At 71.6% G+C, this 10,638-nt stretch carries 11 protein-coding genes; 8 read left to right on the forward strand and 3 right to left on the reverse strand.

The window, feature by feature from the left end:
- The first annotated feature begins 5 nt into the window (after positions 1-5).
- From ACZ4YL_RS11840 to ACZ4YL_RS11850, 3 genes are all read left to right on the forward strand, one after another.
- On the forward strand, positions 6-926 hold the full coding sequence (locus ACZ4YL_RS11840; protein ID WP_468115789.1) for an NAD-dependent epimerase/dehydratase family protein: 921 nt from the start codon (positions 6-8) through the stop codon (positions 924-926).
- Between the two features lie 16 nt (positions 927-942).
- Positions 943-1,971, forward strand: coding sequence for a methyltransferase (locus ACZ4YL_RS11845; RefSeq protein WP_468115791.1), 1,029 nt, complete (start codon positions 943-945; stop codon positions 1,969-1,971).
- Between the two features lie 70 nt (positions 1,972-2,041).
- Positions 2,042-3,475 (forward strand): FAD-dependent monooxygenase, encoded by a 1,434-nt coding sequence (locus tag ACZ4YL_RS11850; RefSeq protein ID WP_468115793.1) that lies wholly within the window; start codon positions 2,042-2,044, stop codon positions 3,473-3,475.
- An 81-nt stretch (positions 3,476-3,556) separates the two neighbouring features.
- Here the strand turns inward: ACZ4YL_RS11850 and ACZ4YL_RS11855 are convergent, their stop codons facing one another.
- Entirely contained in the window at positions 3,557-4,363 is an 807-nt protein-coding gene (locus ACZ4YL_RS11855; protein ID WP_468115795.1) for an IclR family transcriptional regulator, read from the reverse strand.
- An 85-nt stretch (positions 4,364-4,448) separates the two neighbouring features.
- Between ACZ4YL_RS11855 and ACZ4YL_RS11860 the strand changes: the two genes are divergently transcribed.
- The 4 genes from ACZ4YL_RS11860 (at position 4,449) to ACZ4YL_RS11875 (ending at position 8,478) form a co-directional block, all read left to right on the forward strand.
- The gene (locus ACZ4YL_RS11860; RefSeq protein ID WP_468115797.1) at positions 4,449-5,081 is read left to right on the forward strand and encodes a thymidine kinase; all 633 of its coding nucleotides are present in this window, start codon (positions 4,449-4,451) and stop codon (positions 5,079-5,081) included.
- A gap of 462 nt (positions 5,082-5,543) precedes the next feature.
- Positions 5,544-5,696, forward strand: a complete 153-nt coding sequence (locus tag ACZ4YL_RS11865; protein WP_468115799.1) for a hypothetical protein — start codon at positions 5,544-5,546, stop codon at positions 5,694-5,696.
- 120 nt (positions 5,697-5,816) lie between these two features.
- Positions 5,817-7,298 (forward strand): UDP-N-acetylmuramoyl-L-alanyl-D-glutamate--2,6-diaminopimelate ligase, encoded by a 1,482-nt coding sequence (locus ACZ4YL_RS11870; protein ID WP_468115801.1) that lies wholly within the window; start codon positions 5,817-5,819, stop codon positions 7,296-7,298.
- Between the two features lie 67 nt (positions 7,299-7,365).
- Positions 7,366-8,478 (forward strand): M20 family metallopeptidase, encoded by a 1,113-nt coding sequence (locus ACZ4YL_RS11875; RefSeq protein ID WP_468115803.1) that lies wholly within the window; start codon positions 7,366-7,368, stop codon positions 8,476-8,478.
- Positions 8,479-8,487: 9 nt separating this feature from the next.
- Here ACZ4YL_RS11875 and ACZ4YL_RS11880 read toward each other — a convergent pair whose 3' ends face one another.
- The gene (locus tag ACZ4YL_RS11880; protein ID WP_468115805.1) at positions 8,488-8,763 is read right to left on the reverse strand and encodes a DUF3817 domain-containing protein; all 276 of its coding nucleotides are present in this window, start codon (positions 8,761-8,763) and stop codon (positions 8,488-8,490) included.
- 1 nt (position 8,764) lies between these two features.
- Positions 8,765-9,244: a hypothetical protein gene (locus tag ACZ4YL_RS11885; RefSeq protein WP_468115807.1), complete on the reverse strand. Its 480-nt coding sequence runs from the start codon at positions 9,242-9,244 to the stop codon at positions 8,765-8,767.
- 244 nt (positions 9,245-9,488) lie between these two features.
- On the opposite strand from ACZ4YL_RS11885, the gene ACZ4YL_RS11890 reads away from it, so the two are divergent.
- Positions 9,489-10,463 carry a GlxA family transcriptional regulator gene (locus ACZ4YL_RS11890; protein ID WP_468115809.1) on the forward strand — a complete coding sequence of 325 codons (975 nt, stop codon included), beginning with the start codon at positions 9,489-9,491 and terminating at the stop codon, positions 10,461-10,463.
- Positions 10,464-10,638: the final 175 nt, after the last annotated feature.

Below are 10,638 nucleotides of genomic sequence, written 5' to 3' on the forward strand. Positions count from 1 at the left end.
CCCAGATGCTGGTTGGGAAGAAGATCCTGATCACCGGGGCGACCGGTCTGGTAGCCCGCACCGCGGCTGAGACGCTCGCGGAACACAACGAGGTGTGGTGTCTCGGCCGGTTCTCGGAGCCTGAGGTCGAACAACGATTCCAGAACCGGGGGATACGGACCTGGCGCTGGGACATGACCCGCGACGGACTCGACGGCGTCCCCGACGACTTCACCCATGTGCTGCACGCGGCGGTCGAGCGCGGCACCGGGAACTACGAAGAGGTGGTAGCGGTGAACTCCGTCGCCACCGGCCGACTGATGACCCATTGCCACGCCGCCGAAGCCTTCCTGTACATCTCCACCAGCGCGGTCTACGCGCCCAGGGAGTTGGACCACCCGCACACCGAGGACGACCCGCTGGGAACCGAGTCGGCGTTCCTGCCGACGTACCCGGTCGGCAAGCTGGCCACCGAGGGCGCCGTGCGTGCGCTCGCCGTGACGCTCGGCCTGCCCACTACCATCGCACGGCTCAACGTCGCCTATGGGCCGCACGGGCACGGCGGGGCCCCGGTCATCTTCTACCGGCAGATGCTTGCCGGGGAACCGATCGCTGTCCCCCGTGCGGGACAGCACTACTGCTCCCCGATCCACACCGACGACATCGCGCGGCACGTGCCACGGCTGTGGGGCGCGGCGAGGGTGCCCGCGACGATCGTGAACTGGGGCGGAGACGAGATCGTCGGCGTGCAGGACCTCATGGCCTACGTCTCCGACCTCACCGGGGTGCCGGTCGACTTCGTGCCGGGCGACGTCACCCGCGCTGTCATCGCCTTCGACGGCACCCGCCGCAGGAGCATCGCGGGCGATTGCGGGAGGTCCTGGCGCGACGGGGTCCGACAGGCCCTGGACGCGCACTTTCCCGGCGCCGTCAAAGCCGGCCACTAGAGAGAGGCGTCCCACCATGACCATTGAACTGCCCGGAGACTCACAAGTGTTGGGGCTGCTGGAGCGCGCTCTGAGCGCCAGCTGCGCGGCCTCGCTGCGCGCGGCCGTGAAACTCGGCCTCGCCGACGCCCTCGGGGACAGGCCGGCGACGGCAGACGACCTCGCCGCGGCGGTCGACGCCAACCCGGACGCGCTGCGGCGGCTGCTGCGCTCGCTCACCTGCTACGAGGTCTTCGCCGAGGACTCCGCAGGCCGGTTCGTCCACACGGAGGTCTCGCGGCTCCTTCGTGCGGATGCTCCGGACAGCCTCAACCACCTCGTGCTATGGATGACCGAGCCGTGGACCTGGGAGCTGTGGGGCCGTCTCGACGAGTCGGTCCGCACCGGGAAGGACACCTTCGTCGATCTGTACGGCGGAGAGTTCTTCGAGCACGTGCACACGGCCTGGCCCGAGTCGGCGGCGGTGTTCGATCTCGCGATGACCCAGGCGAGCAAGCAGTCCGCCAGGGCCATCGCGGGCGCCCTGCCGCTCGCGGGTGCGCGGACCGTCGCCGACATCGGCGGCGGACAGGGCTTCCTGCTGGCCTCGCTCCTTGAGCACTACCCGGACATGCAGGGGATCCTGTTCGACCGTCCGGACGTGGTGGCAGGGGCCGATGCCCGGCTGCGCGACGGCGGGCCGCTCGCCGAGCGGGCGCGGCTGCTGCCCGGCGACTGCCGCGAGGAGATCCCGGCGGACGTCGACGCGTACGTCTTCAAGAACATCCTGGGGATGAACGACGAGGACGCCATCGTGGTCCTTGCCAACGTCGTGAAGACGGCCCGCGGCGGCGCGAAGGTGCTCATCGTGGAGAACTTGGTGGACGACGGTCCGGGGCAGAGGTTCAGCACGGCGATGGACCTGCGGATGCTGCTCACCGTCGGCGGCCGGAAGCACACCCGGCAGGGGTTGCTCGGGCTCGTGGAACAGTCGGGCCTCGTCGTCCGGGACGTGCGCCCGGTCAACTCGTACCAGCACTTGATCGAAGCCACGACGCCCGCGTAGTCAAGTAGTGCGTCAACAACATGGACCAGTCCGGACGTTGGTCCACTGGGATGAGAGAAGGACAGTCCTCATGACGGAGTCCGTCGACGTACTGGTGGTGGGGGCGGGTCCCACCGGCCTGCTGCTGGCCGGGGACCTGGCCGCCGCCGGGGTGCGGGTCACCGTGCTCGAGCGGCGCGAGCACGCCGACGCCAACCTGACCCGCGCCTTCGCGGTGCACGCCCGAACCCTGGAGGTGCTCGACGCGCGCGGCCTCGCCGACGAATTGGTCGCCCTCGGAAGGAAGGCGCCCGTGGTAGGGGTCTTCGGCAAGATCGAACTGCACCTGCACCGGCTGCCCACCCGCTTCCCGTTCGTGCTGATCACCCCGCAGTACCACATCGAGGAGCTGCTGGAGCGGCGCGCGATCGCCGCCGGAGTGCGGATCGTGCGGGGTGCCGAGGTAGTGGCGCTGAGTCAGCGGGCCGACGGCGTCGAGGTGGAGACGGCCCGCGAGGGCGGGTTCACCGCGGGGTACGTGGTCGGTTGCGACGGCGTACGCAGCGCGGTGCGGCGGCTGACCGGGATCGGCTTTCCCGGCCGGTCGGTGGTGCGCTCGGTGATGCTGGCCGACGTCCGGCTGAAGGACGTGCCCGCGGATGCGGTGACCACCAACTCCAACGAACACGGCTTCGCCTCGCTGGTGCCCTTCGGCGACGGTTGGTACCGGGCGATCGGCCGGGTCGCCGGGGACGACCGGCCCGATGACGCGCCGGTGGCGGCGGAGGAGCTGGCCGGGCTGCTGCGCCGGGTGCTGGGCTCCGACTACGGTATGCACGACCCGCGTTGGATCTCACGCTTCCATAGCGACGAGCGGCAGGCTGTGCGCTACCGCGAGGGCCGGGTACTGCTTGCGGGCGACGCCGCGCACGTGCACTCGCCCGCCGGGGGCATGGGAATGAACACGGGGCTGCAGGATGCCGCCAACCTGAGCTGGAAGCTCGCCGCGGTGGTTCAGGGCCGGGCCGGGGAGCCGTTGCTCGACTCCTACGAGCGCGAGCGCCATCCCGTCGGGAAGCAGGCGCTGCGGATCTCCGGAGCGATCACCCGCGGGGTGCTGAACGCCCCCCGCAGCGGACGAGTGCGCCAATTGCGCGAACTCGTCCTGCCCTTGGCCAATCGGCTGAACTCGCGCACCGCGTTGGGGGAGCGCCTGCTCTCCGGCATCGGCGTCTCCTACCCGGCCCCGCGCATCAGCCATCGGCTCACTGGCCACCGGGTGCCCGACGTGCGGCTCGCAGGCGGCCAGCGGCTGTACGAAGTGCTGCGCGGCGGCGGCTTCGTACTGGTCACGCAGGGCCAACCGGTTCCGGAGACGCCGTGGCTGCGACTCGCCGCCCCAGCCAGGCCCTTGCGCAGCACCCTGCTGGTCCGCCCGGACGGCCACATCGCCTGGGCCGCCGATGCCCCGGGCGCCGAGCAGCTGCGTGCGGCGCTGGGGTGCTGGCCGGTGGTGGAGAACTGAGCTGCGCCCCGCCGGCCGGTCGGGCCGCGCTCCAGTCCGGTCGCGCGGTGCGGGGCGCGGTGGCTGGTTGTTGCCGGCGGGTCAGGCCACCGCCTCGTCCGGGCGGCTCAGGTGCGTCGCCGTCCTCTTGACCGCCTCGATGACCGCGGTGGCCTCGGACGGCTGCGGGAGTAACTGCTTGGGCTTGAGCACGAGCACCGCGCCCGTGATCGATTCGCCCCACATGACGGGAGTGGCCACGGAGTTCCAGCCGGACATGCACTCCTCGACGCCTGTTGCGTACCCCCGGTCGCGGATGGTGTGCAGGGAGGCCAGGAGCTCGTCGCGGTCTCGGATGACGCCGTGGCCGGCCTGTTCGGGGACGGGCTCGGCCAGTACCTGCTCCTGCAGGGTCTGCGGCAGATAGGCCAGGATCGCCCGGCCCGATGCGCCGACCCGCAGGGAGCGGCCAACGGAGAGCACACCCCTTGGCGTCATGCCGCTCTCGGCAAGATCGGATTCGCCGACGGCCATGTCGACGCACAAGCGCTGCGGCGAGCCGAGGGGGGCGAACATGTAGAGGAAGACGAGGCCACCGTCGGTGGCAAGGCGCAGCTTGCGCAATCGGGTTGAGGCGGAACTCCCTTTCAGGGAGTGGGTGAGTGCCTGGATGCCAAGGCGTGCCGAGGCGGCCCCGAGTCGGTAGACCCCGTGCCCGACCCGCTCGAACGCCCCCTGATAGACGCCGGATTGAAGGATCCGGTGGACGGTCGAGTCGTCGAGGCCGGTGGCCCTGGCGAGTTCCCCCGGGCCGTGCCTCTCGTTGCCCAGCTCGACGAATGCCTGCTGCACCCTGAACACACGCTCCGCGTGGCTGGTGCCTCCCGAGCGCCCGTTCGCTTGCGCCATGGTATGCCCCCCGCAGCGATTGTGATTCCACATAGTGGAATGTGGATTAAATTGTAGCGGACGACATGATGGGCAGGGGTAGTCGATGCTATGGGCTGATGGTGGATGCCCCGGCAAGAAGACGTGGGCGCTCCAGATCGCGCACAACCGCGATGCGCGGGGCCTGCAGGGCGTGATCTTGACGCGGGACGACCGGGCGGGTGAGGGCAAGCCGTCCTCCCGGCTCGGCCTGGTGACGGAGGCGATCGAGGCGCCTGAGGGCATGGACCTGTACGCGTACCTGGTGGCTCAGCTCTCCCAGGGCGGCAAGGCCGATTACGTGATCGTGGACGAGGCCCAGTTCCTGGCCCCCGAGCAGATCGACCAGCTCGCCCGCATCGTCGACGACCTCGACATGGACGTCTTCGCCTTCGGCATCACGACCGACTTCCGTACGAAGCTGTTCCCGGGCTCGCAGCGGCTGATCGAGCTGGCGGACCGCCTGGAGCAGCTTCAGGTCGAGGCCCTGTGCTGGTGCGGAGCGCGCGCGACGCACAACGCCCGTACGGTGGGCGGGGAGATGGTGGTGGAAGGCGCCCAGGCGGTCGTCGGTGACGTGAACCGCCCGGCGGAGGAGATCGGCTACGAGGTCCTGTGCCGCCACCACCGCCGCATGACCTCGGCCGCGGCCCAGGCCGACGCCCTCTCCCCGGACGTCCTCCCGGTCAACCACGCCTGACGGGCCGGTCCGTGACCGTTCGTCCGGGCGCGGCGGGCCGAGTATCGAAGTCCACCAGCATCCACGACACAGGACGATCCGCGCCCGAGGAGCCGCAGGTCGCTCCTGCGGATCGTCGGCGATCTGTATGACGCCGGAGCGCGAGCGGGCGATCTGACGGAGTCGACACGCGAGCCGTTCCTGCCGTGGAGGGCGGACCGAGCCGAGACCTTGACCCGGATCGCCGCGGAGGTCGAGCCGCATTCCCGATTGCCCGACTCCGGTGATGTCTGCCGTTTCGCGGTGCCCTGAGCCGGACACGGTCCTCCCGCGGCATGACTTTGATCCGCGGGAGCGGAGACCGGGTGCGGCCGAGCGGACGGGCGACGGCTGTACGCCCTTACCGGATCGGCGTGCACCATGGCGACGGCCGGCCCGTGTGACCCGGCCGGCGGGCCGTCGGGTGGGCCGTACACTCGGCCCATGGGTCGCACACGTTCCTCGAGGCAGTGCCTGCAGCAGGCCGCCTCCGGGATGCGCCCGGCCGCCGGGGTTGCGACCGTCGTCGACCCGGCCGGCGAGGCCCTCGCCGCAGCGCCCAAGACGCGCCGTACGGCCCTGCACGGCCACGGCTAGCGCTTCGCGCCTCCGGCTCCTCCGCTCCACATCACCACAGCAGCTTCCCGGCATGCCGCCGGGCGCTGCCGCCTGGCTACGGCCGCACGCCCGGGCCCGAGCCCCCTTGAAGGGATCATTGTGAAGCTGAGCGAATTGCTGGCCGGGCAGGAGCACCACGTCCTCCAGGGTGATCCGGACACGACGCTGATCACCGCGGGAACCACCTTCGACGCCGACCGGGTGATGCCGGGCTCGCTCTTCATCGCCGTACCCGGACACCGGGAGGGCGGCCCCGCCTCCGTCCCGCCCGCCCTGGCCCGGGGGGCCGCCGCCGTACTCGTCGACGGCGGTGAGCCCGCCCTGCCGGCCGCGGTATGGCCCCCGGGCACCTGTGCCGTCCGGGTACCCGACACGCGGACGGCCGCCGCGGTGGTGGCCTCCCGCTACTTCGGCGAGCCCGGGAGGCAGATGGACATGGTGGCGATCACCGGCACCAACGGGAAGACCTCCGTCTCGTACATGGTCGAGTCCGTCCTGCGGATCGCCGAGGGCTCCAGAGTGGGGGTGATCGGAACCGCCGGCAGCAGGATCGGCGATGAGCCGATCCCCATGCCGCCCTCGGTGCTGACCACGCCGGAATCTCCCGACCTGCAGTACCTGTTGGGATACATGCGCGACCGCGGAGCCGCCGGCGTGGTGCTGGAGGCGACCTCGATGGCGCTGCTGACGCACCGGGTGGACCGTACGTTCATCGACGTCGGGGTCTTCACCAACCTCACGCAGGACCATCTGGACGACCACGGGACGATGGCGGACTACCGGGACGCCAAGCTGCGGCTCTTCCAGGGCCTGTGCCGGCGTGCGGTCGTCAACGCCGACGATCCGGTGGGCGCGTCCATCGTGTCGATGATGCCGGGTGCGGTGACCACGTACGCCCTGGACCGCCCGGCCGACTACCGGGCCACCGACCTCGTGGTGAGCGCCTCGGGTACGCGGTTCACCCTCCACCACGCGGGACGCGCCTACCCGGCCGCGATCCCCGTCCCCGGCCGGTTCTCGGTGGCCAACGCGCTGGCCACGGTGGCGGCCTGCCACGTGCTGGGGCACGAGCTGGGCCCCCTGGTCGACGCGCTCGACCGGATGCCGCCGGTCCCGGGCCGGCTGGAACGCTTCCGGACCCCGCTGGGCACCTCCGTGATCGTGGACTACGCCCACTCGCCGGACTCCCTGGAGAAGGTCCTGACCACCATCCGGGGCTTCGCCCGCGGCCGGGTGATCACGGTCTTCGGCTGCGGCGGGGACCGCGACACCACCAAACGGGCCGAGATGGGCCAGATCGCCGGCACCCATTCCGACCTCTGTGTCCTGACCTCGGACAACCCCCGCAACGAGGACCCCGAGGCCATCCTGGACCAGGTCTCCTCCGGACTGACGGCGACCGGCACCCCCTTCCGGCGCTACGCCGACCGCCGCCGGGCGATCGCCTTCGCCCTGTCCGCGGCGGGCCCCGACGACACGGTCCTGATCGCCGGCAAGGGCAGCGAACCGCACCAGATCGTCGGCGAGGAGCTGCTCCCCTTCAGCGACATGGCCACTGTGCGCGAACTGGCCCAGACCTAGACCGAGCGCGCAGCACCGGGCTTCTGCGCTTCCAGGGGCCACCGGGCGTGCCCCGTATCGTGAGGGCATGAGGATGTACCAGAGCACCGCTGTGCGTGTTGAGGCGATGCTCGAAGACTTGCGTACGCTCGTTGAGGTCGAGTCCCCGTCGCGTGACCTCGATGCCCTGAACGCGTCGGCCCATGCCGTGGCGGCGGTCATCGAGAGCCGGCTGGGCGGGCGGGCCGTCCTGGTGGAGAGTCCGGCCGGGCCGCACGTGCACTGGTCGGGCGGAGGCGATCCCCGGGTGCTGATCCTCGGTCACCATGACACGGTCTTCCCGCTGGGCACGCTGGGACGCCGCCCCTTCCGGGTGGAGGGCGGGCGCGCCACGGGCCCTGGGGTCTTCGACATGCTCGGTGGTCTGGTCCAGGCCGTGCACGGCCTGGCGGCGCTGGACGACCTGTCGGGCGTGGAAGTTCTGGTGACCGCCGATGAGGAGGTCGGTTCCGGTTCCTCCCGGGCCCTGATCGAGGAGCGGGCCCGCGCCTGCGGTGCGGTGCTCGTGTTCGAGGGTGCGGCCGACGGCGGGGGCCTGAAGACCGGGCGCAAGGGGTGCGGCACGTTCGAGGTGCTCGTCAAGGGGCGCGCGGCGCATGCGGGGCTGGAGCCGGAGGCCGGGGCGAACGCGCTGGTCGAGGCGGCGTACCAGGTGCTGGACATCGCGGCGCTGAGCCGGCCGGAGATCGGGACGACGGTGACGCCGACCGTGGCATCGGCGGGAACCTCGGACAACGTCGTTCCGGCGGAGGCGACGGTGCTGGTCGATGTCCGGGTCGAGTCGGCCCGGGAGAAGGAGCGCGTCGAGTCGGCGGTGGCGGCACTGGCTCCGCATCTGGACGAGGCGGAGATCGTGGTCCGGGGGGCCGTGGGCCGGCCCCCGATGCCGGAGTCGGCGTCGGCGGAACTGTTCGAGATGGCGCGGCGACTGCTGCCGGGCATCGAGGGCAGGGCGGTGGGTGGCGGCAGCGACGGCAACTTCACGGGCGCGTTGGGGGTGCCTACGCTCGACGGCCTGGGAGCCGTCGGCGGCGGTGCTCATGCCGACCACGAGTACCTGGTGGTCGACGCGATGGCGGAGCGGGCGCATCTCGTCACCGGACTGGTGAACGCGATCCGCGACGGCGGAATCGGCCGGTGAGCCGTCCCGTCACGTGCGGCTGACCGTCGGGCGGGGCGCGGTCAGGCGGCGTAGGGCGAGGAGGCCCCCGATGCCGGGGACGGCCGACAGCGCGACGGCCGATCGGTCCGAGTGCGGCTCGCGGGCGGTGGCGATGATGACGATCAGGTAGGCGCAGCCGTGCAGGGGGCCGACGGCCGAGGAGACGGCTTGCAGGTGGAGCGCGCCGAGGTTGGTCAACAGGACGGCCAGGCTGCCGAGTTCCAGGAGTGCGGCGGCCCGCAGGAGCCGGCTGGGGCGGTGCATGTCAGGCTCCTGTGGTGGATCCGGGGCGGACGATCATCAGGACGGTCACGGTCGCCCACAGCAGGTTGAACAGTCCGGTGTGCATGCTCAGTCGGCCCACCGCCTGCAGGGCGGCCGCGGCCTTCCGCGGGTCGGCGGTGCCGTCGAGGACGGCCAGTGCCGCGGACTGGCGGGGGAGTACCAGGATGCCGAGCACGGCAGCGGCCGCCGCGGTCAGTGCGATCGACGTGAGGAGCCAGGGGCTGCCCAGTACGTGGAGGCTGCGGGCGGTCGCCAGGCCGAACACCGGTACCACGACCGCGATCACGGCGTAGACCCGGCAGATGCGGTGCAGCGTACGGGCCTCGGCGAGGGTCGCCGTGTTGCCGGGTCCGGCCAGGGCGCGGCGGGCCGTCGGCGGGAACATGCTGGCGGCGACGGTGACCGGGCCGATCGTGATGACCGCCGCCAGGACGTGGACGGCGAGCAGGAACTTCGTCACGTGGGTGATCCAGGTGGTCAGGAGCGGACGGGTGTCAGACGGCCGCGGGAGCTGGGCCGGTGGGGCACGGACACTGACGCTAGTTGTGGTTCGCGGGCACCGGAAGCGGCTGGAATGCCATCCACCAACGGATTGTGGCCAACCGCGATCTGAGCCAGGCCGGACGGCTGTGACCTGCGGAAATCATCCGCTGTGACGACATCCCGTGGGAGCGGCCGATGCCGCGCACGGCTATCGTCGGGCCATGCATACCGTGGTCGTGCTCGCCCTGGACGGCGTGATTCCGTTCGACCTGTCCACCCCGATCGAGGTGTTCGCGCGGACCCGGCTTCCCGACGGCCGTCCGGCCTACCGGGTCCGTGTCTGCGCACCCGCCGAGGAGGTCGACGCCGGGGCGTTCGTACTGCGCGCGCCGTGGCCGCTGGCTGAGCTGGCCGAGGCGGACACGATCATCGTGCCGGGTGTGGCCGACCCCGCGGCGCCCGTACCCGAGGAGGTCCTCGACGCGCTGCGGCAGGCCGCCGCACGGGGAACCAGGCTCGCCTCCATCTGTGTGGGCGCCTTCGTCCTGGCCGCCACCGGACTCCTGGACGGCCTGCGCGTCACCACCCACTGGTCGGCCGCCGGGCTGCTCGCCGCGCTCCACCCCGCCGTCGAGGTGGACCCGGGGGTGCTCTACGTGGACAACGGGCAGCTGCTCACCTCGGCCGGCGCCGCCGCCGGGCTGGACCTGTGCCTGCACATGATCCGGCGCGACCTCGGCTCGGCGGTGGCCGCGGACGCCGCCCGGCTGTCCGTCATGCCGTTGGAACGCGACGGCGGGCAGGCCCAGTTCATCGTCCACGACCAGCCGCCGGCCCCGCGCGGATCGGTGCTGGAGCCGCTCCTGCGCTGGATGGAGGACAACGCCCGGCGCGACCTCACCCTTGACGACGTCGCCGCACAGGGCGGCATGAGCGTCCGGACCCTCAACCGGCGCTTTCGCGAACAGACCGGCACCTCGCCGCTGCAGTGGCTGCACCGGGCCCGGATCCGGCAGGCGCAGTATCTGCTGGAGACCACCGCGCACCCCGTCGAACGGATCGCCGCGCAGGTCGGCTTCGGTTCTCCGACCGCGTTCCGGGAACGCTTCAAGCGCCTCACCGGAACCAGCCCGCACGCCTACCGGCGCACCTTTCAGGCACAGGACCGGACCTCCGATCCGGCCCGGAAGATTTAAGTCCGCGCTGCGCGGCCGGGTGGTGCCGGACGCCGCGGTCGGTCCGTCCGGAGCCCTGACCCCCGGGCTGAGCTTCGCCGGCTCGAAGAGCAGCAGCACCGGCAGTGCGGAGCAGTCCCGCACGAACCAGCCGGTCAGGCGCGGTGACGATTCCGGACACCGGTCCGCCGGCAGC

The organism is Streptomyces sp. NPDC030021 (assembly GCF_055574035.1).

What these genes read in the sequence shown, in the direction of transcription:
- ACZ4YL_RS11855 (WP_468115795.1), bottom strand. Translation starts at nt 4,363, where the DNA reads ATGGCGCAAGCGAACGGGCGCTCGGGAGGCACCAGCCACGCGGAGCGT.
- ACZ4YL_RS11860 (WP_468115797.1), top strand. Translation starts at nt 4,449, where the DNA reads ATGCTATGGGCTGATGGTGGATGCCCCGGCAAGAAGACGTGGGCGCTC.
- ACZ4YL_RS11875 (WP_468115803.1), top strand. Translation starts at nt 7,366, where the DNA reads ATGAGGATGTACCAGAGCACCGCTGTGCGTGTTGAGGCGATGCTCGAA.
- ACZ4YL_RS11845 (WP_468115791.1), top strand. Translation starts at nt 943, where the DNA reads ATGACCATTGAACTGCCCGGAGACTCACAAGTGTTGGGGCTGCTGGAG.
- ACZ4YL_RS11850 (WP_468115793.1), top strand. Translation starts at nt 2,042, where the DNA reads ATGACGGAGTCCGTCGACGTACTGGTGGTGGGGGCGGGTCCCACCGGC.
- ACZ4YL_RS11840 (WP_468115789.1), top strand. Translation starts at nt 6, where the DNA reads ATGCTGGTTGGGAAGAAGATCCTGATCACCGGGGCGACCGGTCTGGTA.
- ACZ4YL_RS11880 (WP_468115805.1), bottom strand. Translation starts at nt 8,763, where the DNA reads ATGCACCGCCCCAGCCGGCTCCTGCGGGCCGCCGCACTCCTGGAACTC.
- ACZ4YL_RS11865 (WP_468115799.1), top strand. Translation starts at nt 5,544, where the DNA reads ATGGGTCGCACACGTTCCTCGAGGCAGTGCCTGCAGCAGGCCGCCTCC.
- ACZ4YL_RS11890 (WP_468115809.1), top strand. Translation starts at nt 9,489, where the DNA reads ATGCATACCGTGGTCGTGCTCGCCCTGGACGGCGTGATTCCGTTCGAC.